Here is a 22,099-nt window from a genome sequence, read left to right on the forward strand (position 1 = left end):
ATAAGCACACCATAAGCGGAAGGTGAGGCATTTTTTAGTTCTGTCAGGAGATTTAAATCCATACTGTCAAACCTCCTTACCAAAACTAAATTCAATACGTTGCAGGGTTGGGTTGATACGCCCTCCCATTGCAAGCAGTTCTTCAACCAATTTTTCAATCGGCCCGTCAGTTAATTCATTACCATTAAGACTGTATCTTGTGTAATGAAATTGCTTACCATTTACTCCGCTGATCGCTTTTTCAATCAAACCTTCATTATGAACTCTTCCAAATGACAAGCGGCCTACATAGCCGGATAGTTCCAACGTCTGTAAGAGATAGCTAGCAAATCCAATAAAATATGGTACAAACCATTCCCTACGAAATAATGCATCGAGTCGATCAATTGTGGGGAAAAAGTAGCTATCCAGCTCCGTGCAATCATAATTTAGCTCGGCTCCATTAACCTCTAAGTAACCATACATACGCAGGCCAAACCACGGGAAATATAGATGTGGATTAATTCTGCTGGCCTTGCCTTTTTCGCCTATTGTCTTAGCCAATAAAATTAGGCAACGGTCCGCTCTTCGTAAACCTTTAGACCAGGATACAGGTACGGCAGTTCCCCAATACTCTTCGTCATAAATATAGCGGTAAAGCAAAATGAGATCATGCTGGTTAAGCTGAGCGATGCGATTGCTCACCACAGCTTCAGTTAGCGTTCCCGGCATCGCATTGAGAGCTGAAAGCTCTGCCAACTCCGCAACAGATATGTTGTTTCTATGCAATTGCAGAGATTCTCGCACTTCTGCTATTTTATTCTCGGCGATAATATCTGTCGTTTGACTATGCCGGGCGGTCAGATCACTCCAGCTTTTGAAATGGTAAAACCAGGCAACCATTTCCTGAGCATGACCAAGAGGAACATTACAGTGATTTCTGAGAAAACGAGCATGTTTGCGTAGCTGTTCTTTCTCTGGAGGCGGGAGATCAATGACATCATCATTGAATGCTAATTCTGAGAGCATATCATTTCCTTTATGTAATACCCTGCGGCCTGTAAACACAGAGCTGGAAAAGAGTGCTCTGATAAAGCTAGATGTTAGATATGCGCGATGGCAAATTTGTCTACAGGCTGACCGGTCTGCGCGAACCTTATTAATACATTAGAAAATTTTGGCATTCTGTGTCAATAGGCATTTTTAGCTTGTACATGTGGTATGAAAGAGGCACCGAGCGTAGACCAATAACGCAGCGCTCACCATCCCTGAGCGCCAGACAACTTTAGCGAAGAACAAAGGCCAAGCCGTCGGCGTAGAAGACGACGCCAACAAGCGGGTGGACGATCTCAGCAAACCAACTAGCGGGGATACGCAATGAAACGGATGATGCTGTCCGGCTCCCTGCTGCTTGCATCACAGCGACAGTTTACCTGGCTTCAGGTTACTCGCCGCAGATTAACCGCAGCGATCCGTTACTCTGGCGTATAACGCTGTACGCTACGATTTCCTGCGTGGGCTGGCGTCTGTATGACCAATTCCCACCGTATCGCCCGGCGACTCGCCGCATCGCACAGTGGTTTATCGTGCTGGAGGTGTTCAGGTGGCGACCTACAGCTAGCTGGAATATTTTCGACTTGGTGGTCAATAACGGGCTATGGAATGCGATCAGTGCTACCGGGTTATTCGCCCGGCCACTGCTCTGATTAAGCTGCTGGCGCTGTGGCTACAGGCCAGAAGCCAGGGGGCGGATGAGGGCAATAAAGCCGCGCTTTCTTTGGTATGGACCGAGCACCTGATGTACACCTCGTTGCTGGTCATTATGTTTACCTGCGTGCCAATGTTGAACATCGACCTCGATACCATCAAATATGACACCACACGCTCGAAGCAGTGCGGGATGTCAGTACCGCAACCCGCCGATACCGGCTATCAGCCGATTATTAACTCGCTGGGCGGTAAAACCGCCGCCGTCCCGGTCTGGTGGTACTTTATTCATGTGATCAGCAAAGGCATCACCAGCGCAACGATTGCTACCCTGCCCTGCCAGCCGGACCTCCGCCAGATCCGTTTTGAGGTGCAGCACACCCGGATTAAGGATCCTGCTCTGGCTCAGGAACTGCGGGATTTCGTTGAGGAGTGTTATGCCCCTTCCCGCGCCCGTCTGAAATTTCGCACTGGAGAGCTGGACGATGACACCAGTGACGATACGGCCTGGGTGGGATCATCGTACTTTCTCAACACGGCTGGTTACTACGATACCGATCATGCACTTTCACCACATAGCGACTGGTCGTATAGCGCATCACGCGATGCCGGGCTGGCCGACACTGGCGCTGGCGGCTACCCCACCTGCAAACAATGGTGGGCGACGACACCGTTGGGCTGAAGGCCCGACTCCTGCAACTCCCGGCCCCGGATATCTGGACAGCGTTTAAAAAGATCGGTCTGCCGCAAGCGGCATATGAAGAGGCTGTGCTGCGCTCGCTGGTCAGTGAACGCAATATGCAGGTATCGCAGAACGGGCGCGTTTATCCAGGCTATGGAGGTAATGTTGATGGCACTGTCGCCAATGCAGCCACCCGGCTGGCATCCAGCGCCGGAAATATCCTCGGTAGCATAGCGGCGTTCCCGGCATTCGACAGCGTGCGCCAGGCGTTACCGATGGTACAGGCGCTACTGCAAATGGCGCTGGTGATCTGTATTCCACTGGTAACACTATGTTCGGCATGGGATGTGAAGGCGGTGATGACGCTAACGTTTGTGCAGTTTGCGCTGTTCTTTCTCACCTTCTGGTGGGAACTGGCGAGGTGGCTCGATAGCTGGCTGCTGGATGTACTCTACAACAGCGATACCCACAGTAGCTGAAATTTGGCCGGGATTCAGAATACGCAGGATGACGTAATTATCAATCTGGTGATGGGGTCGATGTTTCTGGTGCTGCCGACGTTCTGGCTGGGTGCTATGACTTGGGCAGGAGTGAGGGTTGGCGTGGCGGTGAATGGAACACTGACAGGTGGGGTTAAGGTGGCGCAGGATAGTGGGGGGAAGGCTGGGGGGATGATTATTGTGAATAAACAATAGTTCTAATAAATATACCTAATAATCTAAAGAAAAAAATTATATGCACTTAGTTATTTTAACAGAGCATGAAGGTGAACATTAATTCACCTTCATCCCTAAGGTTTTGTGCACTTATTCATTCATTGATTGAATGGCAAATTTTTCTAACATATTAGAAGATGGATGATTTGCAAGAGATACTAGCTGATTAACTAACGCGATAGGGACAATAGCATTCTCATACATGTCACACTTCAGATGTTCAACAACATTAAGAATTTCATCTAAATTAGAAAATGAATTTCTATTTAACTTTTTTATTTCTTCACTGGTTTTAATAGGTATAGTTAAAACCCAAACCCTATCCGATTTGCTACGATAAATCAATTTTCCACTGTAATAGGAAGTTGAGGCATATGGAGGAACCTTATCTAATTCCTCTTCAGTAGAAGGGCCAGGAAGTATATGCTTATAAATATAATTATTAAAAAGTGGCAGCGCTTGACCTTTTAGCAAACAAGCACTATCTCCAGAAGAGATTTGCTCTGCATGTTCAACAAAAGAACCTGATTTTTCTAAGCCGACTAATTTTAGCGAATGCTCATCAATATATAAATTACATAACTCCCTCATATCTTTATGCAATTTCGCCGTTTGTCCAAAAAAGCCTAAAGGACCATCTTTAATGAAAAGAAATCGTTTCAAAAATGAAGGTTTCCGAGTTACAATTTCTTTTATACAATGAACAATAATTATATGCTCAATCACATTCGTCAAGTATCCTAAAATACCGCTAGCCCCTAATTCCTCATCTACAACCTCATGAAACCTTAAAATATCAATAAGATTAAATGTCTCCCCACCATAGACAAAATACCCTTGACCATCTATATCAAATTTATTAACAACAACATCTTTAAATATCTCACCATTCCGTTTAGGCAAACTCCCAAATGTTATTTGGTGAAGAGATGAATCACAATCAATGCTTTTCCTTTTAAACTCATGAAATACCAACCACTTAAGTGTATCTATATATTTTTTACCGTCCCTACTCTCATTAAAAAATTCAATTATAGGTATTCTGACAGAATCAACCATTGAAAGAGAATCTAAAGACGTTGCCTTTGTAGGGATAGCAAGTTTAAATCTTGCTAGTTTTTTAAATTTTTCCATTTTTTCTGGATGGATAAAGGGATAATCCCCCAACTGTTTTAAGTCATCCAAACTAAATTCCAGTCCACCAAATTGAAAGAATGCAACCTTCGAGCTCGGATAATTTTTCCTTACAGTTACCTCAGTATAACCACCATCGACAGCTATGATGGTCGTTACGTCTCTAGATGCACCTGTATTTATTTCAATAGAATGCTCAAGGACATCTTTTTTCGACTCTTCATTGGTAGACGGGAATTTACATCGTTTCATCAAGTTTTGAACAGAAGGATCATTGATCACATGAGTATGCTGTGATTTACTAGCCCACTCGAATGGGCGGTTGCCTTTTGCATTATAGCTCATCACATACCCTTATTAGCTAAAAAACGATCAATTTGGACTGGAACAATAAAAGGATTTGTATAAGTTTTCATCCTAACAAAGCCTTTATCATTGGTTGCAGAAAAATTAACTAATGAATGTGTGAAATCTTTAAAATCATAATATTTCTCAAGTTCTTTTGTTTCATCAATATTATTTAGATGTGCGATAAACCAGTTTTGTGTATTCTTTAATATATTCGAGCTAATAGAGCTAACCTCTTGAGTAGCATATATCATCCCTAAGTGTAGCTTAGCTCCTTCTTTTGCAATTCTGTTATATATCTGACTAAGATCTTTATCATCTTTTTTAGGAAATAAGTTATGCGCCTCTTCAAAATAAAATTGGATAAAATTATTTGGAAGGTTATTGATAAAGCGATCCATAGAGATGTTAAATGTAGAACGGCAAATTTTCTCAGAGAATAATCGCTGAACTACCGGTTCCCCCTGTGACAAGTCAACAATAACAATTTTCCCTTGCTGTAGCAGACGAGGAATTTCTATTTCAAACGATTCATCCATACTTGTAGTGTGTAAATTATGCAATTGTTTTACACGAATTTTCTTATAACCACTTACTTGATTTTTTTTACCCGGTAATTTGTAAGTCGTTAAAAATACCATCATTGATTTTAAATCATCATTTGCCCATTCATATCCTTTCTTATTTATATAATCTTTAAAAAACTTGAGCTCGTCATACTGTTCCCATACTCTTTCAAACCATGTACAAGCCTCTTCAAGGGTTAATCCTTGTTTAGGATCCAAAACTCTACCCTCTAGGATTTCACCATTAATTTCTGCCGCTCCAGTAAATCTAATTTTTTCACCATTTGGCGCCTTGAAACCAGCTCTGTACAAACAACATTTATAGGCAGCAACTAATCTATTATATCTTGTCCATTCTGAACCATTCAGATTTGTGCTTTCAGGTTTTTCAAAACTAACAGCAATAAAGTTGTTAACATAGTCGCCCCCTAAAGATTGCTCTTGAAAGTAACTAGATATAAGACTAAAACCACTTTCAATGTCTTTAAAGAAATTAACTTTCATCACTTTAAAATCATTTTTCTCTAATACACTATATCTATAAACTTTTTCTTTATATAAATCATATATAGCTGTTCCAGAATCCTGTCTATTTGCATTTGCATACTCACCATTCACATCAAATATAATCTGCCCTACTGGAAATGTTGGACTTCCAGAAGATGTAAACTCAGATGTTTCAGGAGAAGCTGAATCCAATAGTATTAAAGCTTTTCTTGAAATTTCCTCTGTTGCTTCTATCACTTTCTTTACAGTATTCGACTTACCAGTACGGGTCATCCCAAACATAGCAGACCTTTTTCCTAAAAAATCTTTAGGATTTACCCATACATTAACATTTTCCTCTTGAGATTGATGTCTACGGCTAGATGAATATCTTACGCTACCAATTTTAAATTCAGAGTCCTGACCAACTAAACCGCCATCATCTCGTTGGTTTACTATAAACTCAAGAACATCTCTATTGGCTTTGTATACAGTGTAATTATTAGCTGCATAAAAGTTCTCAAGGTCAGCACCAAATTCTATATTACCTTTCTGTGTTCTATAAAATACTCCAAGAACCCTACATTCTAAACCTGAAAAACTAAATTCGTAACGTGTAAATTCATCTAACTTCCCGCCTTTCAAACTACCAGCTCGCCCTGATATATCTAAGTTATCCTTGTAATACTCTATCATTGATGATATTACATCATTATCAGTAGGGAGTTTTGTCTGAGAAAGTGCCCTAAGCAATACTGCCTCTTCAACACCGTCTTCACCATCGTAAAATGCAAGTAGAAAACAACCGGCTGGTATCCCTTTAACCTGTGCTTTCCAGGCATCACAAACTAACAGCCTAGCAATATCATAAGATAAATAGAACGGTCGACCAACAAACTGTTCCTTATTTCTACCTTCTTTTAATAAATCTGTTGATAAAGCCGCATTTAAATTCATACTATTTCCTTTTTCAATTCAGGGTCTTCAAATCTGACTTTTGATTGTTCTGCGTATTTCTCATCCGCTTCTATTGCTAACCATCTTCTTTTTTTTAATTCTGCACAAAATCCCGTTGTATTACTACCACCGAAAGGATCAAATATAAGATCGTTTTCATCTGTTAGAAAATCGATAAAGAAATTAACTATACCTTTATTCATTCGTGCTGGATGAGGTTTAATACCCATTTCCTTGCATTTTCTAATAAAAAAATCATTAGATGATACATTTGAAAAAGACATTACATTATGAGGTAATCGAACCTCTCGAGATTCATCTATAGGCTCAAGTTCAAAAAAATTGTGGGATATACTTCCACCATGATCCTTTAGAAAACCTTTTTCACTAATTTTGTGTTCAGATGGTCGCATTCCAGCATTGTAGGTTTGGCGCTCTAATAGTTTTCGCATACTTTTACTATAAGGCCGTAAGACTTTTTTATTGTCTGCTTTCGGATAATCAGTCTTAGCAAGCCACCAAACATGGGTATAGCTATCAACAGTACGCAACCTATTAACTGTGACCCATTGAGCAGGAGATGGCAATTTTGCAGGGTTATAGCAAATAAACTCCTGAATTAATCTGAGCTCAGAATTCTTCTGTTTTGTCATTTCAAACAAACATTCTAAGTGCAAAGTTGATTGCACAGGCCTCTCCGGTTCCCAAGCGTTACCTATCTCAATGACAAGTGAACCATCATCAGCAAGGAGTTGATTAAATATAGGTGTCAGTTTTTTAAACCATTCTCGGTATGCTTCGCCTATCTCATTTCCATATTTTTTCTTATTATTCAATGGGAAAGGTGGTGATGTAACGATGAGGTTTACTTTCCCTACGTATTTACTGATGTCCTCGTCATTAAGGACATCAAGAGAGTCCCCAAGATAAAGCTTTCCAAGTTCTGTTTTATAGTAGAGATTCATATGGTATTGAATACCTTGTAAATTTATCAAGTTTTCTAAAATCAAATCTGTGTTTTCTCAGCTACTTTCAGCCCAAGTAACACAGAGTCTCAAAGGGACTGAGATTCTTAAGTTCGCACGAGAAATCTATCCCTTACAAAATTCTTTTGCTGTTAAATGTTTCAGGTTTTCAGCGCATTTGAGCATTTGTAGACACAATTCTACCGTATAGCGCATCTGAGTGTACATTCTAAGACGTCAATCATAATCTGTTACAGTAGTAACAATATATTCAATAAAACCAGATAGTTCACTTTAATCACGAGTAAATTACCCTATTGCTCAATAACCAAAGTTGTGCATAATTCAAACTGATTTGTCCGCAACCAGAGCCTTAAGGTTGCCACCCTACCCGGTGAGGCTCGCCTTTTCGTCCGCTCCGTATCATCCTCGCGGACAGCGCTTAGCGCCTGATACATCCTCTACCCCACCATGCAGGGAATTCCTCCCTGTCGGGCGGTGTTTCTCTGCTTTCATCACTGGAGAAATACTATGCCAACTTCATCCATCACTGAAGCAACTTCCTTATCATTGTCTATCTCATCTGAGGCCTGGGAAAAGGTAGTCAGTTTTCCACCCGATCCCTCTCAGGAAGATGACCGCCTCGAAAACCTGATTGTCGCGACCATACTGACATTCAAAAGCGCAGGCCCGGACCGTAAGAGTATCAATTTCGGTCTGTACTGTTTGCCCGCAGACGGCAGCAGCAATGTACCGCTGATGACGCCGCTGCGCTTAATCATTGAAGATGACCACCTGTTGGTTACTGCCCTTCACACCAGCTGATTACCTCAGCATTCTTCACTACCCGTGCCGGGCGATTCCCGATCGGGAGCGTCGTACCCGGCTTCTTTATCATGAGGTTACGCTTATGAACAGAAGCAACGATCTTTACCAGAAAGTCACCGATGAAATTATCGCCGCGCTAGAGAAAGGCGTGATCCCCTGGGTTCGCCCGTGGCGGGAAGGGGAACCGGTGGTGCCGATGAATGCCCTGTCCGGGCGGTTTTATCACGGCATCAATATTCCTCTGCTCTGGAACAGCGCAGAACGACAGGGATATGAGAGCGATCGCTGGCTGACCTTCACACAAATTCGCAATGCAGGCGGAAACATCCGCAAGAACGAAAAATCCACACTGGCCGTGTTTTATCTGCCCCAGCAACGCGAGGTAGTGGACAGCAACGGAAATACGGTTCTTGATGCTGACGGCGACCCTAAATTGACATCCTACGCCGTAGTACGCGAGTTCCGGCTGTTCAATATTCAGCAATGTGAAGGACTGCCGGAGGCGTTTTCACAGCCTGTCGTGATGGTCGATGATCCTATCGCCACCGCTGAGCAGGTTGCCCGGCAAAGTGCGGTGGTGATCACTCACCGACGCCAGAACCGGGCGTATTACTCGCCGGGGCGCGACTGCATCATCATGCCGCATCCTGAGCAGTTCGCCTCACGTGAGGATTATTACGGCACGCTGCTGCATGAACTGACGCACGCTACCGGACACGCTTCACGGCTGAACCGGGATGGCATCACTGCCGGAAAGCATACCTTCGGCGATCCGACGTACAGTTTTGAAGAGCTGGTCGCCGAAATGGGAGCGGCTTTCCTGTGTGCTCATGTTGGCATCCAGTCGAAGCTACAACATGACAGTTACATCGCATCGTGGCTGAAGGTGTTGCAGCAGGACAAAAAAGCGATTTTCCGCGCCAGCGGATTAGCGCGTAATGCCTGTGAATATCTGCTTGAACGGGCACAGCAGCCGTTAGCGCTGAGCGCATGACCTTCATATCAACGGCGGAGCATCCTGCTCTGCCGTTTTTCTCCACTTCAATAAATTTGCGCTGCCCAATAAACAATTTCGCCCCAAATCTGACGGCACCAAAAGGCAAAATCCAAAGGGTGAAGGGGAAGAGAGTGAAGGGGTAACGGGCTTACCCGAAAAAGGGGAAAAGGCCATTATGCGGATATGGCTGACGCGCAAAAAGCAAAACACTACACCATCCACTGGCGAACCAGACGTCACGGAGGGATGGCTGCATCCTGAATCCGCGCAAACGCTACTGGCTGAAACTACCCGCCAACAGTTGATCCAGTTTATTCGGCAGAGCACCGCCCTTCCCGCCTCACTGTTTGAACGCTTCTGGCTGATACCAGTCCACCGCTTCGCAGAACTGGCGCAGTTGTTTCCGGCCTCGGAAAACCACCACCATTCCCACGCGGGCGGTCTGCTCGATCACAGCCTTGAAGCCGCCTGTTATGCCGCACGACTGCGGCAGAGTTATCTTTTTCCGCCTGATGCAGCGCCGGAAGATCAGGCTGCTCAGTCCGAACGCTGGACCACCGTTATCATCTACGCCGCGCTGCTGCACGATCTAGGCAAACTCATCACCGATATTGAGGTGGAAGATGCCAGCGGGCAACGCTGGTTTCCATGGCATGGCCCGCTAACCCAGCCTTATCGGTTTCGCTATCTGCCGCAACGTGATTATCTGCGCCATCCGGCTGCGGCAGCCCTTCTGCTTACCCAACTTCTCCCACCGGAAAGCCTAGACTGGCTCGCTGCTGATTCAGTTGCCTTATCCACCCTGCTTCACTGCCTGAACGGGCAATATCAGTATGCCGGGCTGGCAGGTGAACTGGTGCAGAAAGCCGACCGGGCGTCGGTGGCATTTAATCTCGGCGGCGATCCAGTTAAGGCTATCCATCGTCCACAAACCTCGCTGCCGCAGCAAATCATCGCGGCCCTGCGCGACCTGCTGGCGCATGAGTTCCGGCTCAACAACCCGAACGGCGGTTCTGACGGCTGGCTGACGGAAGAGGCGCTGTGGCTGGTCAGCAAGAACGCTGCCGATGCAGTGCGTGGCTGGTTGTTGCGCCAGGGGATTGACGCCGTACCACAACATAACGTGCGGCTGTTCGACGAGATGCAGGCACACCAGTTGCTTATTCCCTGTGAGGATAAAGCCATCTGGCATTGCCGGATTGAGGCCAGCGGCGGCTGGAGCAGTGAGCTTACGCTGCTGCGCTTTTCTCCTTCGCTGATTTGGGAAGATCCACAACAGCGGCCCGCAACATTCAGTGGAACTGTTACGCCAATAGCGGAAGTCCAGAATGAGACAGAAGCAGTGATTGCAACGGACGCGGTAGTAGAACAACTATCCCCTCAACCCGAACAGAACGATGCCCTACTTTCAGGCGAAGCATTCTGGCAGTGGCTGGTGCGTAACGTTCAGGCCCAACATCTGGAAGTCAATGAACCTAACGCCCGGATTCATACCGTCGCCGGGTCGGTGTTTCTGGTGACGCCCGGTATTTTCAAACTCTGGCTTAGCACCTGCGGTCAGAATGTCCCAGAAGAATACTGGCGGGAGGTACAGAAGAAGTTCCAGAACCTGAATCTTCACCGAAAACAAAAAAACGGCCTCAACATCTGGCACTGCGCCGTTGTCGGCCCACGCCGTTGTTCACGTCTGAAGGGATATCTGCTTGACGATCCCACGCCGCTTTTTGGAGATGACGTTCCCTTTAATAACCCTCATCTCTTGCTCAGTGAAGGAGAAGACACCCATGACCTTTGAACAGCTCCTGGAAGAGTATTTTTTTGCCCGCCTGCTACGCCCTGATACCCAGAGCTGCTATTGCACGGCAGTAAATCAGTTTACCCACTGGCGCAACGTGTTACCCGCCGAAGTCACACCGCATATGGTGCTGGAGTGGCGTCATTACCTGCTAAATGTGCGATGTATCAAGCCGGTGAGCTGGAATCACTATATGCGCCATATGCGGGCCTTGTATAACTTCGCGATTGAACAGGGATTACTGGAGCAGTTCATCAATCCATTCCAGAAAACATCACTGCGGGAATCCCGTAAGAAAAAGAAAACCCTGACCCGCGAGCAAATCCTCGCATCCCGCAAAGTGCTGAACCAGTTTATCGAACGGGAGAGAATGCAGCGCGGCTATCGTTCACCTTTGTATCCTGCATGGTTTTGGTTGACCGTGGTTGAAACCTTCAACTACACCGCTATCCGGCTGAACCAGCTTATCCATCTGCGCATTAAGGATGTCGATCTGGTCCATGACACGCTGTTTATTCAGAGCGAAGGCAGCAAAAGCCATGATGAACATATCGTTCCCATTGCCTCCCGGCTTCGACCCTATCTGGAGCATCTGCTTGAAGAAGCTAAAACAAGAGGAATACGGGCTGACGATCAGTTGTTCAACATCAACCGCTTCAGTCGGCGGACGCTGCGCCAGGGTAAACCGATGACAGAAAATCAGGTCAGTTATTTCTTTGCCAAACTCAGCGATGCCTGCCACAGCCGGTTTTCATCACATCGCTACCGTCATACCGTGGCCACAGAATTGATGCAGAAACCGGAGCAAAATTTGTATGTCACGCAGAAACTACTCGGCCACCGCGATATTAAGGTGACGCTCAGCTATATTGAACACAATGTCGAGATGCTCAGAAGTTGCGTGGAGAGAGATTGACAAAACAGGGAGTGAGTGAAAAGATCCGGCCCGAGGCTTTATAAACAAAAAAAGCCGGAGATGCGGCCATTTTGTAGTTGCCGTCAACGTCCAGCTTCATTGTACAACGTATTGATTGTTGTAGGTTTTCCGATTATCACAATCGTTTTTGGTGCCGAAGGCCGGACTCGAATTGCACACCTATTAGACTGATATCAATATTGTTTATAAACAGGAATAAATAGTTATACCCGCACTTGTACCCACAAGTTAAAATCCGTACGAAAAATAGACATTGCAAGTGGTTATAAAGCCATACCAGTAGAACACCGATATGGCTATCAAAGCAAGATTCAGGCAGGAAGGAAAGTTTTCTTCAGAGGGACCAAAAGTTTGGTCTCGATATCGACTTGCTCATAGTTCTCAATAAGCGCACGGACGAGATCATCAAGCGTCCAGAGCGTCAGAGGTATCGTCGAACGATCGGCTTCATAGCGAGCATCTTTCGTAAAGCCCCCCGTACTGACATAAAGCCCGCGATCGTCTTTATGGCGACCGCCGATAAAGCTGCGAATCTGCTGACTCCCCATTTGCTCCCTGCGATGTTTTACCTCAACGACGATACGTGGATTCTCAAATCCAAATCCATCAGGTGATGCGATGATATCCTTCCCACGATCTGGACCCACAGGAGACACCTGTGTTTTATATCCCATGCTGCGTAAAACTCCTGCAACCAGATACTCCATCTCCTTCGGATCGAGTCCATTAACTCGATCTTTAATACCTTCACGCGCCAACGACTCCACATCGCGAAGCGGATCAGAAACGACCTCATCTTCATCCATCGCAATTGGATTCTGTGTAATCACATCTACAGTGGGTTTCTTATCCTGCAAAAGCTCTTCTAGCGCATATTCTGGAAGCTGGAAAACCGTCAGCGTAGAACCCAATGTATTCTTGGTAGCAACAGACAGTCGATCGCGATCAATTTCTTGAGTATTCCATTTAACCTGTCGAGCGATTCCCATCCCCTCTTCCACCCATTCAGGATGATATTGGAAATCTGAAGTAACTTTGCCTAGCAAATAAGTACGGTTGGCTGGCGAATAGGTAATAACCCAATCACCCTTTTGGATTTCGTTCACAAAACGCCAGACCTGCGATGCACCAGAACGCGCAGTTCCCAGTTTTGCTAATGGATCTGCCTCCTGGTATAAGGCGAGTAACTGAGCTCGGGACAGGCCGGGTTTGACTAATGGAGCCAGCTGAGACCAACCGATGCCTACAATTTGCTTATCGCGAAAATCGTCATAGAGCTTGCCGCCGTCACCGCGGATCATCCACATTCTGTTGCCCATACCCGTCCCTTCATGAGGAAAAGAAATTAAGCTGGATCATAAGCTTGTTCGCCGCATGCGTCAAAACCATCAACAACGACGGCCCAGCATTCCCGGATTGTACTTGCGATAATGTGCCCAGTAAAAATTACAGCTTCTATTTGCATGATATCTCGTCCATATAAGTAAAAGCACCAACCAGCATCGGCAGGTGCTTTTTGGAATGAGTAAATAAGTAAGGAAAGCTGCAGTGTGAATCAGGAAGGCTATTCCCAATGTTCACCGTGCCGCGCTAATACGATTTCTTTTCAATAAACCAGTTGCCTGTCGCGCCCGCAGAATATCGACTGCCCGCAGATATGGGGACTGTTCTAGCCAGTCGAATCCCCTGCGATCAATACGAACCAGCCCGTACTTTTCTACCAGAAAATTAACGGCATCGGCCAAAGATATACCGGCATCGATATGTTCCTGAATTACCTTTTCATCACTGAACGGCGTGTCGTTTAGCGTCAGGCCATAATGTTGTTCCAGCAGGCGAGCAAGCAGCATTTGCCAGACTGCCACAGGCGACAGACATAGCGTCGCCGCCTGCGGAGTTGTTGCAGGTAGAGTTTTCATATTTGCTCTTGTGAAAGTAGTTAACAATGAGTGGGGTAAACGGCGATGTATACGTAGCCGCAACTGCCAAGGGTATCGGCTTCGCAGGTGAAACCATTGTGGTACAGGGTGACACAGTGGGCATGGCGAGGATTTATTTCACCAGTAGTCAGCATCGATTCCATCTGGCTGATAAAATGCGGGAATGCCAAATCCAGCTTAAGACATTCTGCTTCGCTGAACTTACCGGTGATACTGGCCCGGTCAGCCAGATAGTGCAGTCGGTTTCCCTCCTGTACCAGACGAGCGCCAAAGCAAGGTGTCACATTACGATTCAGACTCCACTTGAGAAATGAATCGTTCTCTGAATCAGTAGATTTCATTGAAGTGCCCTCATATCCAGCCTCGCTCTGCAAACGACACAATGCCATCTGAACCGACAACCAGATGATCGAGTATGTTCACATCAACCAGTGCCAGCGCTTCTTCAAGCCTGCCCGTAATGTTGCGGTCACATTGACTGGGCTCCGGATCACCGGATGGATGGTTATGCGCCAGCACAACAGCTGCAGCATTGAAGCGAAGCGCTGACTTCACTACCTCTCGAGGATGGACCTGGACATGGTTAATCGAACCGGCAAATAGCGTTTCACTCTCCAATAAACGGTGCTGGTTATCAAGATAGAGCACCATAAACACTTCCCGTTCTTGTCCTGCCAGATGTAACCGAAGCCAGTCACGTGCTGCCGTACTTGAGGTAAAGGATATGCCAGGCTGGCGCAGATATTTATCCAGCAGGTTGATAGCGCGGCGGATGGTCCGTTGGGCATAGGGTGTCAATCCGGAGGTCGCGGGGAGCAGGAAACCATGCTGGGCCATAACCGTCAGTTGGAAAAGTTCAGGCTGTAATGACACCGGGGATAATGCGGTATTCATGTCAGGTATTCCTCAGTCGATAAGATGCATAATGTCGCTGCACTCCGGATGGTTCAGCGCGTAGTCGCGTAAGCGATAATAATGCTCAGTCATCGTGTCGCATTCGGTACGACAGGCATGGTGGCTGTATGCCATCAGGCAGGCGACTATCCCTGCTGCTTCACTGGTAAGCTCTGCGCCATTGCCGTTCATGCTGTTGAACAATGTCCACTTCTCATCTTGCTCTGACTCGGGAGCCATAAAAGCGCCACCGTTACTGAGCGTCGAAAAGTTCCAGATACCGCCGTGATAATCGATACACAGGCGGTCCATCCAGGCAAAGATTTGAGGCTCAAGCGTTATCCATTGCGGGATAGAGCCAAAGTGCTGCGGCCAGAAACCAATTCGTAACTCGTCAGGGACGACTGAGGCAGTAATTGCTGCCTGCTCAGCGAACTGAAGGTTATGTGTATTCATTAAACTATCTCCTTATGCCGGAACTGTTGTTTAACGCCCGAAAAAATCGAGCATGTTTTCTGCCATTACCCACAGGGCGCGATTGAGCTTCACATCGCCATCAATACCGGTAACAGCACGGGTGCGGCTGCTTTTCCCCTGAGCGGTTCGCCCTGACAATCCACCTTTCATCAGGTTCTCCTGCACGCGCTGGTATACGGTCCACAGGTCATCGCTGTAGTCCTCCCGGCGACGAGGGGTCAGTAACTGCGATACCGTGACCGGCTGGTGGTCTTCACCAAAGCGATACTTCAGCGCGGCATTCGCCAGGGCGTTACGGGCTGGTTCTGGCAGTGCCAGTGACTGCATTGCATCGCGCTTCTCCTCAACCCGGTCAAACACACCGAGCACTTCGTAAGCCCCTTCAATCACCTTCTCGACGACATTCCCTTTATGCGGTACCCGCACTTCTCCGAATGACTGACCGCAGACCAGGCCGTTGGTACAGACGCCTCGAAACAGCCCCGGCAGCATCTGGTAGCTTGATGAGCCGTCATGGCTGTTGAGCAAAATGATTTCCGGCACCTGATGTCCGGTCAGTTGACCGGCACGACGCAGGCGAAGCATGTGTTTGGTGTGTTCCCGCTTGCTCTGGTCGCGAACCTTTGTCTGGCAGGCAAAGAACGGCTCAAAACCTTCGCGCTGCAGGCTTTCGAGGATGGTAATGGTCGGGATGTAGGTGTACCTGTCTGAACGAGATTCATGCTTGTCACTCCCGAACACACTGGGGACATGACTCATCAGCTCTTCGTGGGTCAGAGGCCGGTCACGGCGTATCTGGTTTATACGACCAAAGCGGCTGGCTAATCGCATAGCTAACTCCTTATCTGATAATGAAATAAAAACAAAAAGGCCATGTTCCCGAAGGAGCATGGCCTGTTGCTATCTGGTGCTGGTGTGTTGCGAGGTGGAGAGGACTGAAATGTAATTAACTAATCGCTGTAGTGTGTGGTCCGGCACTCACTGAGGTCAGACAGCTCTTTTTGCGTATTCTTCAGACCCGGACTGAAAGTGCCTACTTTTTTATCGCTGACATAAACATCGAAATTTGCTGCCTGCCCCAGTGCGTCAATAAATGACACCCAGGCATTATCGCCATTCCCCCAGCCGAGGGATGAAGGTAATGAGAACTGACTGTTATCCATGACCACCGTTATTTCCGTCCCGTCGTCATGAGAACTTACTGATGTTCCATCAGGCAGAGTGAGATCAACACCGTGTTGCAGAATATTCTGCGCATCCGGATTGCCAGTACAGTTCAGATTAAACACCACCTTCTCCGGGCTGGTAATGATATATTCGGTCACGCCCATCCCAAAACCACTCGTCCACATATTGGGAATAGCCTGTGCTGTTGATACAGAAGCCAGCATAGCTAATGTAAATATTACGTAAGGCAGTCGCATAATGTTGTCCTCAAATCATGTAATAAAGCTTTTGTTGTTTAAAACAATAAAGTAATGAAAAAACAGTTGGATTATTTTATTTGTTTGTAGCGAAACGCTTCTTTCCCGGCATAAATCCCGACAAGATCGTCATAACGAGGGTCCTTTTTATTCGGGCGGAACGTTACTTTCATATCGGGACTGCACATATCCTTCATGGTGAGATTGAATTCTTTACCTGGCGTAATGGTATACCCTGTTGCCACATCGTCTTTACTGGGAGTGATCCACCCCCATATTCCCCCCGGACAATCTCTGGAAGGTTTCGAGCGAACAACAATAAACCATCCCATTGAATCCACTTCCGTCGCTGTACACAGTTTACTGACCTGTCGGTGGGCATCACACCAGAATATATTCCCACTTTTATTATTCACTGCCGCAGGCAGGAACCCGCTATAAGGACGTGCTGCGTGAGCATTACCTGCGATAAGTAAGGGAAAAAACATGACTGGCAGTAAAGACATTAATTTCAATTTTTTCATTAGATTAACCTTACATTCAATTGTGGAGACCATCTCTAATCACTTTGTCCGGATTGCCCCCGACTTTCTGATGGAGAAAATGAATTCAGCGACTGCTGAATAAAACGGAAATGAGGTAAGGCAGAGATAAAATGTTTGTCCTCCGACAGCTGATAGAGAAGCTCACTGCGAATAAATGTTTCCCGCGATGGCCTTACCAGATGAATCTCATCCAGCCGGAAGACACGTAATTGCCTGTTATGTTCAGCGACAAGATACCAGTAACCGTCAAGAGCGATTAGCCGGTAAGGTGCGATGGCCTCATGACGCTCCCCTTCAGTCAGAACGGTGATGCGCTGACATCCCGAAATAGCTCTGACCAGCCTGTAGAAGCAGAGCTTTCCTGCCGGGGGATGAGGTCTGTCCTGATGCCATACCAGACAGGGTCGATCATCACAGTCCAGCAGGCTGCTGATCAGTCGCCGGTCAAAGCCAGGGAAAACCCCGGCCAGCCCCGTGCGGTGAGCAAAGGTCAGAATATCTATTTCCTGCCGCGTACTGTGAATATCCGAGCGCAGACTGCACTGCCCCTGGTAATAATCCAGGTCGAGATACATCAGACGTTCCCGAAAGTCACGACGCAGCGTGCGCTCTGACACCCCAAATTCAGTTGCCAGTTTGCGAATAAACAGAGTTTCACCGGACACCAGGCGGCTGATAATCAACGACAACCTGACAGCAAGCCGGTCATGTCGCCGCTCCTGAAGCGTCATGAAAGATTTCTCCTGAGAAGTTAACTCTCTGAATTAATACTGATTACTTTAAAGGAAGGAGTGGACAGGGTATGGACAACATCGGAACTATTTTTTATGAGCAGTCCAGCCTTGTGGGCGCTCGTCTGACAGACAATGATGCTTCGCCTGATTTAATTGATGATAAAACGCACTGGAAAGGACATGTCCACAATCAACAAATCATTAACAACCAGTTCATCATTCGCAGAGAAAATTGCGATATCAGAAGAATATCCAGTCCCAGACGGCCCGTGCGACCGACACCACCGCATCACGCACGCTACGAATCACCGTTTTCAATGGCGCAGGCAGGAATGACGATGACTCAGCCGTATCGAAAACACGGCCCACAGCGTCACCGAAACTGTCACGGGCCTGCGACTTTACCGGCTCTGTGCAGAGTCTCCCTTGCAGTTGTGTCACCACCGGGCTGGCGGCGCGGTCAGGCAGACAACACATCATGTTTGCCACCATATCCTCAATGCCCCATCCAGTCCTGGCGGACACCACACAGACCGGATGATGCGGTTTAAACATTGCCATAATTGCAGCCTGCTTCGCTTTAAGATTTCCCAGTTGGTGCGGTGAAGGCTTGCTGGTGAGAGTATCCCATTCATGACAGGGTTCGATTTTGTCAGCCTGGTTAATCACAAACAGTACCTTTTGCCTGTAAGGTTGCATCACACCGTGCCAGAACTGCTCGTCCACGGTTAGTGCCCGATCATCGGCCTTAATGACCCACAGCACCAGGTCCAGCTCCGGCAGCATACGACAGTACAGAGCACGGTATTCTTGATCCCGTAGTCCGTTTTCACCTACCCCCGGTAAATCGACAATCACCAGACTGTGACGACCGCTGCGCAATCGGAAGCGCAGTACGTCGCGAGTACAGGCGTTCACGTCACTCACCGGGGACACCTCGCCCCGGAAAAGTTCGTTGCAGAGAGAGGATTTACCAGCACCACTTTTGCCCATGATGCCAATCACCGGCTCGTAATGGGTCAGGTTCTGGATACGTTCAAGAATAAGCTGGCGAAGCATGCGCGGAAGCGACGCGAGCGGTTGTTCAAAGGCCTGAAGGCCGTCAGGTTTATTCATACAGTAGTCTCAGCGTGAAAAATAAAAAACCCGCTTTCCAGTCAGGAAGGCAGGGATTCACGGAGATAATATCTATCTGAAATTATTTGGAATTTTAGATTAACACGTAAAGGAAATTGTGCAGCGCAGAACTAAAAGATGTCTGCTGAGTGCCAATAACGGACGTTGTTAAGCTCATGCAGTATGGATTCACGAAGAACATACGTTATTTTTTGTCCTGATTGACTCGGAATGAAAGCTCCTGATGGCTCTCTTTTCGCTCGCTGTAACGATCTGCAAGATAACCGGTTTGTCCCTTAAGCAGCACTGTGATTTTAAACAGCGCCTCGGCTACATCGACGGAACTAAATGTTTCTCGACTATTCTCTAAGGCAACTTGCGGCCTATACAAAAAAGAGCCGGGTTATACCCGGCTTTTTTTAGCTGATTTCAAAATCTTTTAATTCCCCACCTTCAGCAATCAGATTTGAGATCCGCTTCGGCATTCGCCCCTGACCTGACCATGTTTTTGACTCTCCAGTTTCGTCAGTATATCGATACTTCGCCGGGCGGGGGGAGCGCGTCCTTTTAGACTTACCCGGAGAGCCAATAGCAGCCATAAGTTCGGAGGGGTCGATACCCTCATCAAGCATCATCTGACGAAGTGTTTCCAGTTTATCGCGGCGCTGACTTTCATTTGCAAGACGTAATGTCTCTTCTTCTCGTCGTTCTATAAGAATAATTTTAAACTTTTCCAGAATATCTTCCAGCACATCTAATGACATTTCACGAGTCTGAGAGCGTAAGGTACGGATATTGTTTAACTGTGTAAGAGCATCTGACATAAAGAGACCTTTAAAAATTTTTTCGTTGTTCAGCAAATACCAATATCGACGGTTGCTCATCAACCCGATTTCTCTTACTGAGCATTTTAATCCGATTGGTACATATTGTTATTAACGAGGTTTAGACTACTGATATAAATCTCTTATCGCAAGACAAAATCAAGAAGAATGTGCAAGAACTAAATTCTAACCCCTACGAAATGTCCATGCATTTTTAAAGGTACTTAAAACGATGATGCCAGGAGTCATCCGAAGAGCCTTTTTATACCCTCATAACTTATTGCTTCAGTCATACCTGATGAGTTTTAAATCAGGAGAGACATTTAGTGAATTAGCGCCGCCGCTTAGTAAGTTTTTTCACAAATGGCAAGATGGCACACAGGGGATAGACACCTGTATTTTTTTCAAATGTAAAAAAAAAGCCTGCTGTTAGCAGGCCATAAATTTTTTTAACTCATTTTTTGTTCGATTCTGATAAATAGGGTAAGCATGCAATTAAACGTGAATCAGAGAGCATAACAAAAATGCTATAAATATTTCCTGGCCGCATCAAATATCTCCTGTGACGTTAACTCCCTGTCAGTAGCCACGTAAACAATGCCATGATCGCCAGTTAAGGAAGGAAAACCTGCAGACATAATCCGAAGATGTGTATCTTCACCGTTTGGATATTCCTGCCTGATAGAGGATATACCTTCCAGAACGGTCATGACTTTACAGGATTCAGCATTAAAGAAAACAAGGACTTTAATCATATTCTATTACCCTGTTCTCTTGTGGGTGTTAACTGGCAGATGCCATTAAGGTCAAAGCCATTACGCACTTCTTATTTAACTTGCGGTTAGCTTGTGCTTTTAAAATTTTTATGCATTAGTCCTGCACTTCATAACATCGGTCAGCGCACTCATAATTGTGAAAAGTATGCTGATCAGATATTAAGAATAAACGATTTTCCACTGATTTAAGTTATGGGTCTGTCTACTCAGGGATAATCCTTCATCGTTATCGCAAACCCACATTGATTTATTTATCGCAAAGTATTACGTTTGCAGCAGCAGGACCTTTGTCTCCGATCTGAATGGCGAATTCAACTTTCTGTCCTTCAAATAAAGTTTTAAAGTTGTCGACATTAAGCTTAGGAAAATGGACAACGATATCTTTGCTGCCATCAAGAGGAGAGATGAAGCCAAAACCTTTGTCTTCGTTAAACCATTTTACCAGGCCTGTAATTCTATAGGTCATACTGACTCCAGTTATGCATCATTGTATTGATAGTAAACGTATGGACTCAAAAAGAGGGGATATCAACGATAGCGCCTGGTAATGAGAACTGCCCGGAAAATATCTAACTTTCATTAGTGCATCGAACTGATGGGATTCATTAAGGCACAAGGAATCGTTATAAGAAAATTATATTTTAGCCGTCCAGAGGTCCTGTTGGGAAAATAAAAATGGCTGAATGCCATTTTCAATGTATAGTCTTTACGAGTTTTTAATAAGGAATTGACTTGTCCCATAAAATGACAGGAATTGTCAAAAGCTTTGACATTCTTAGTGGTAAAGGCCTCATCATCCCATCTGATGGAAGAAAAGACGTTCTGCTTCACATTTCATCCGTTAACTCCCGCGAATCAGAATTACTCATCCGTGGAAGGCGCATAGAATTTTGCCGGATAAACGGTCTCAGGGGGCCTGTGGCTGCGAACATTTATCTTTCCTGATTTTCAGTGTGTCAAAATAGATAGATTAAAACTTAACCACATGTGGTACGGTGAAGCTCATTCATTGAAAGGTTAATGGTTATGTCTGTTATCAATTACGCAATGAAATTCTTCAGCAGTGCGTCTACTGCCACAGCTGCCTGTCCTGTTTGTGGCTTAAAATCAGTACAACCGTTGTCAAAAATCCGGCTCAACCAGACCATGCTTTGCCCCGGATGTAAGGCTCTGTTTATCTCCCGACGCTAGCTCGACCAAAACCGCAGAACAGAGCTCATGTCCTATACTTATGTTAGATTCCGGCAGCTGTTAAATCCCTGATGCCTGACG

The 22,099-nt window shown here is 46.0% G+C and carries 23 protein-coding genes and 3 pseudogenes; 8 read left to right on the forward strand and 18 right to left on the reverse strand.

Features of this window, described 5'->3' with window-relative positions; genetic code table 11:
• Nucleotides 1–66 precede the first annotated feature (66 nt).
• On the reverse strand, nt 67–1,008 hold the full coding sequence (locus L466_RS01605; protein WP_032681757.1) for a hypothetical protein: 942 nt from the start codon (nt 1,006–1,008) through the stop codon (nt 67–69).
• 348 nt (nt 1,009–1,356) lie between these two features.
• Between L466_RS01605 and L466_RS24075 the strand changes: the two are divergent.
• Both L466_RS24075 and L466_RS22765 read left to right on the forward strand, forming a co-directional pair.
• Nucleotides 1,357–1,577: pseudogene (locus L466_RS24075) on the forward strand (hypothetical protein); the annotation flags it as partial.
• Nucleotides 1,575–3,063, forward strand: a pseudogene (locus L466_RS22765) (conjugal transfer protein TraG N-terminal domain-containing protein). The pseudogenes L466_RS24075 and L466_RS22765, both read left to right, overlap by 3 nt.
• 111 nt (nt 3,064–3,174) lie before the next feature.
• On the opposite strand, the gene L466_RS01595 reads toward L466_RS22765, so the two are convergent.
• From L466_RS01595 to L466_RS01585, 3 genes are read right to left on the reverse strand one after another with little or no spacing between them, the layout of a single operon-like run.
• Nucleotides 3,175–4,563 (reverse strand): hypothetical protein, encoded by a 1,389-nt coding sequence (locus L466_RS01595; RefSeq protein ID WP_032681761.1) that lies wholly within the window; start codon nt 4,561–4,563, stop codon nt 3,175–3,177.
• On the reverse strand, nt 4,563–6,575 hold the full coding sequence (locus L466_RS01590; protein WP_032681762.1) for an ATP-binding protein: 2,013 nt from the start codon (nt 6,573–6,575) through the stop codon (nt 4,563–4,565). The genes L466_RS01595 and L466_RS01590 overlap by 1 nt, the downstream gene beginning before the upstream one ends.
• Nucleotides 6,572–7,540 carry a DNA-methyltransferase gene (locus L466_RS01585; RefSeq protein ID WP_032681763.1) on the reverse strand — a complete coding sequence of 323 codons (969 nt, stop codon included), beginning with the start codon at nt 7,538–7,540 and terminating at the stop codon, nt 6,572–6,574. Before L466_RS01585 ends, L466_RS01590 begins: the two co-directional genes overlap by 4 nt.
• A gap of 531 nt (nt 7,541–8,071) precedes the next feature.
• Between L466_RS01585 and L466_RS01580 the strand changes: the two genes are divergently transcribed.
• The 4 genes from L466_RS01580 to L466_RS01565 all read left to right on the forward strand — a co-directional run bounded on the left by L466_RS01580 (nt 8,072) and on the right by L466_RS01565 (nt 12,076).
• Nucleotides 8,072–8,365: a hypothetical protein gene (locus L466_RS01580; RefSeq protein WP_032681764.1), complete on the forward strand. Its 294-nt coding sequence runs from the start codon at nt 8,072–8,074 to the stop codon at nt 8,363–8,365.
• Between the two features lie 85 nt (nt 8,366–8,450).
• Nucleotides 8,451–9,362: an ArdC family protein gene (locus L466_RS01575; RefSeq protein ID WP_032681765.1), complete on the forward strand. Its 912-nt coding sequence runs from the start codon at nt 8,451–8,453 to the stop codon at nt 9,360–9,362.
• A 178-nt stretch (nt 9,363–9,540) separates the two neighbouring features.
• Entirely contained in the window at nt 9,541–11,160 is a 1,620-nt protein-coding gene (mobH, locus tag L466_RS01570; protein WP_032681766.1) for a MobH family relaxase, read from the forward strand.
• Nucleotides 11,150–12,076 carry a tyrosine-type recombinase/integrase gene (locus L466_RS01565; RefSeq protein ID WP_032681767.1) on the forward strand — a complete coding sequence of 309 codons (927 nt, stop codon included), beginning with the start codon at nt 11,150–11,152 and terminating at the stop codon, nt 12,074–12,076. The genes mobH and L466_RS01565 overlap by 11 nt, the downstream gene beginning before the upstream one ends.
• A 332-nt stretch (nt 12,077–12,408) precedes the next feature.
• Here L466_RS01565 and L466_RS01560 read toward each other — a convergent pair whose 3' ends face one another.
• From L466_RS01560 to L466_RS01500, 14 genes and pseudogenes are all read right to left on the reverse strand, one after another.
• A complete protein-coding gene (locus L466_RS01560) occupies nt 12,409–13,416 on the reverse strand; it encodes a restriction endonuclease (protein WP_032681768.1) in 1,008 nt (335 codons plus the stop codon).
• Nucleotides 13,417–13,674: 258 nt separating this feature from the next.
• The gene (locus L466_RS01555; RefSeq protein ID WP_032681769.1) at nt 13,675–14,016 is read right to left on the reverse strand and encodes a TA system toxin CbtA family protein; all 342 of its coding nucleotides are present in this window, start codon (nt 14,014–14,016) and stop codon (nt 13,675–13,677) included.
• Nucleotides 14,017–14,036: 20 nt separating this feature from the next.
• Nucleotides 14,037–14,378 (reverse strand): type IV toxin-antitoxin system YeeU family antitoxin, encoded by a 342-nt coding sequence (locus L466_RS01550; protein ID WP_032681770.1) that lies wholly within the window; start codon nt 14,376–14,378, stop codon nt 14,037–14,039.
• A 10-nt stretch (nt 14,379–14,388) separates the two neighbouring features.
• Nucleotides 14,389–14,931 carry a RadC family protein gene (gene radC / locus L466_RS01545; RefSeq protein WP_040018523.1) on the reverse strand — a complete coding sequence of 181 codons (543 nt, stop codon included), beginning with the start codon at nt 14,929–14,931 and terminating at the stop codon, nt 14,389–14,391.
• Between the two features lie 12 nt (nt 14,932–14,943).
• The gene (locus L466_RS01540; RefSeq protein WP_032681771.1) at nt 14,944–15,387 is read right to left on the reverse strand and encodes an antirestriction protein; all 444 of its coding nucleotides are present in this window, start codon (nt 15,385–15,387) and stop codon (nt 14,944–14,946) included.
• A 30-nt stretch (nt 15,388–15,417) separates the two neighbouring features.
• A complete protein-coding gene (locus tag L466_RS01535) occupies nt 15,418–16,239 on the reverse strand; it encodes a DUF932 domain-containing protein (RefSeq protein ID WP_021571974.1) in 822 nt (273 codons plus the stop codon).
• Between the two features lie 119 nt (nt 16,240–16,358).
• A complete protein-coding gene (locus L466_RS01530) occupies nt 16,359–16,832 on the reverse strand; it encodes a hypothetical protein (RefSeq protein ID WP_032681772.1) in 474 nt (157 codons plus the stop codon).
• 71 nt (nt 16,833–16,903) lie between these two features.
• A complete protein-coding gene (locus L466_RS01525; RefSeq protein ID WP_032682060.1) occupies nt 16,904–17,356 on the reverse strand; it encodes a hypothetical protein in 453 nt (150 codons plus the stop codon).
• 35 nt (nt 17,357–17,391) lie between these two features.
• Nucleotides 17,392–18,108, reverse strand: a complete 717-nt coding sequence (locus tag L466_RS01520; RefSeq protein ID WP_032681773.1) for a helix-turn-helix transcriptional regulator — start codon at nt 18,106–18,108, stop codon at nt 17,392–17,394.
• A gap of 243 nt (nt 18,109–18,351) precedes the next feature.
• On the reverse strand, nt 18,352–19,227 hold the full coding sequence (locus L466_RS01515) for a GTPase family protein (RefSeq protein ID WP_032681774.1): 876 nt from the start codon (nt 19,225–19,227) through the stop codon (nt 18,352–18,354).
• Nucleotides 19,228–19,432: 205 nt separating this feature from the next.
• Nucleotides 19,433–19,594, reverse strand: a pseudogene (locus L466_RS23380) (arsenical resistance protein ArsH); the annotation flags it as partial.
• Between the two features lie 52 nt (nt 19,595–19,646).
• The gene (locus L466_RS01510) at nt 19,647–20,051 is read right to left on the reverse strand and encodes an H-NS family histone-like protein (RefSeq protein ID WP_024195748.1); all 405 of its coding nucleotides are present in this window, start codon (nt 20,049–20,051) and stop codon (nt 19,647–19,649) included.
• A gap of 527 nt (nt 20,052–20,578) precedes the next feature.
• Nucleotides 20,579–20,806, reverse strand: a complete 228-nt coding sequence (locus L466_RS01505; RefSeq protein ID WP_032681776.1) for a hypothetical protein — start codon at nt 20,804–20,806, stop codon at nt 20,579–20,581.
• Between the two features lie 268 nt (nt 20,807–21,074).
• On the reverse strand, nt 21,075–21,293 hold the full coding sequence (locus tag L466_RS01500; protein WP_032681777.1) for a cold shock domain-containing protein: 219 nt from the start codon (nt 21,291–21,293) through the stop codon (nt 21,075–21,077).
• Between the two features lie 266 nt (nt 21,294–21,559).
• Here L466_RS01500 and cspF point away from each other — a divergent pair, with 266 nt between their 5' ends.
• Nucleotides 21,560–21,772 carry a cold shock-like protein CspF gene (gene cspF, locus L466_RS23385; RefSeq protein ID WP_071993114.1) on the forward strand — a complete coding sequence of 71 codons (213 nt, stop codon included), beginning with the start codon at nt 21,560–21,562 and terminating at the stop codon, nt 21,770–21,772.
• A gap of 81 nt (nt 21,773–21,853) precedes the next feature.
• Nucleotides 21,854–22,018, forward strand: a complete 165-nt coding sequence (locus tag L466_RS23880; protein ID WP_213076230.1) for a YnfU family zinc-binding protein — start codon at nt 21,854–21,856, stop codon at nt 22,016–22,018.
• Nucleotides 22,019–22,099: the final 81 nt, after the last annotated feature.

This window comes from Enterobacter sp. BIDMC 30, assembly GCF_000534355.1.
Lineage (GTDB): Bacteria > Pseudomonadota > Gammaproteobacteria > Enterobacterales > Enterobacteriaceae > Enterobacter > Enterobacter ludwigii.

Bases quoted from the DNA above. Each gene is read 5' to 3' on its own strand.
- L466_RS01605 (WP_032681757.1), bottom strand. From the start codon at position 1,008: ATGCTCTCAGAATTAGCATTCAATGATGATGTCATTGATCTCCCGCCT.
- L466_RS01595 (WP_032681761.1), bottom strand. From the start codon at position 4,563: ATGAGCTATAATGCAAAAGGCAACCGCCCATTCGAGTGGGCTAGTAAA.
- L466_RS01590 (WP_032681762.1), bottom strand. From the start codon at position 6,575: ATGAATTTAAATGCGGCTTTATCAACAGATTTATTAAAAGAAGGTAGA.
- L466_RS01585 (WP_032681763.1), bottom strand. From the start codon at position 7,540: ATGAATCTCTACTATAAAACAGAACTTGGAAAGCTTTATCTTGGGGAC.
- L466_RS01580 (WP_032681764.1), top strand. From the start codon at position 8,072: ATGCCAACTTCATCCATCACTGAAGCAACTTCCTTATCATTGTCTATC.
- L466_RS01575 (WP_032681765.1), top strand. From the start codon at position 8,451: ATGAACAGAAGCAACGATCTTTACCAGAAAGTCACCGATGAAATTATC.
- mobH (WP_032681766.1), top strand. From the start codon at position 9,541: ATGCGGATATGGCTGACGCGCAAAAAGCAAAACACTACACCATCCACT.
- L466_RS01565 (WP_032681767.1), top strand. From the start codon at position 11,150: ATGACCTTTGAACAGCTCCTGGAAGAGTATTTTTTTGCCCGCCTGCTA.
- L466_RS01560 (WP_032681768.1), bottom strand. From the start codon at position 13,416: ATGGGCAACAGAATGTGGATGATCCGCGGTGACGGCGGCAAGCTCTAT.
- L466_RS01555 (WP_032681769.1), bottom strand. From the start codon at position 14,016: ATGAAAACTCTACCTGCAACAACTCCGCAGGCGGCGACGCTATGTCTG.
- L466_RS01550 (WP_032681770.1), bottom strand. From the start codon at position 14,378: ATGAAATCTACTGATTCAGAGAACGATTCATTTCTCAAGTGGAGTCTG.
- radC (WP_040018523.1), bottom strand. From the start codon at position 14,931: ATGAATACCGCATTATCCCCGGTGTCATTACAGCCTGAACTTTTCCAA.
- L466_RS01540 (WP_032681771.1), bottom strand. From the start codon at position 15,387: ATGAATACACATAACCTTCAGTTCGCTGAGCAGGCAGCAATTACTGCC.
- L466_RS01535 (WP_021571974.1), bottom strand. From the start codon at position 16,239: ATGCGATTAGCCAGCCGCTTTGGTCGTATAAACCAGATACGCCGTGAC.
- L466_RS01530 (WP_032681772.1), bottom strand. From the start codon at position 16,832: ATGCGACTGCCTTACGTAATATTTACATTAGCTATGCTGGCTTCTGTA.
- L466_RS01525 (WP_032682060.1), bottom strand. From the start codon at position 17,356: ATGAAAAAATTGAAATTAATGTCTTTACTGCCAGTCATGTTTTTTCCC.
- L466_RS01520 (WP_032681773.1), bottom strand. From the start codon at position 18,108: ATGACGCTTCAGGAGCGGCGACATGACCGGCTTGCTGTCAGGTTGTCG.
- L466_RS01515 (WP_032681774.1), bottom strand. From the start codon at position 19,227: ATGAATAAACCTGACGGCCTTCAGGCCTTTGAACAACCGCTCGCGTCG.
- L466_RS01510 (WP_024195748.1), bottom strand. From the start codon at position 20,051: ATGTCAGATGCTCTTACACAGTTAAACAATATCCGTACCTTACGCTCT.
- L466_RS01505 (WP_032681776.1), bottom strand. From the start codon at position 20,806: ATGATTAAAGTCCTTGTTTTCTTTAATGCTGAATCCTGTAAAGTCATG.
- L466_RS01500 (WP_032681777.1), bottom strand. From the start codon at position 21,293: ATGACCTATAGAATTACAGGCCTGGTAAAATGGTTTAACGAAGACAAA.
- L466_RS23880 (WP_213076230.1), top strand. From the start codon at position 21,854: ATGTCTGTTATCAATTACGCAATGAAATTCTTCAGCAGTGCGTCTACT.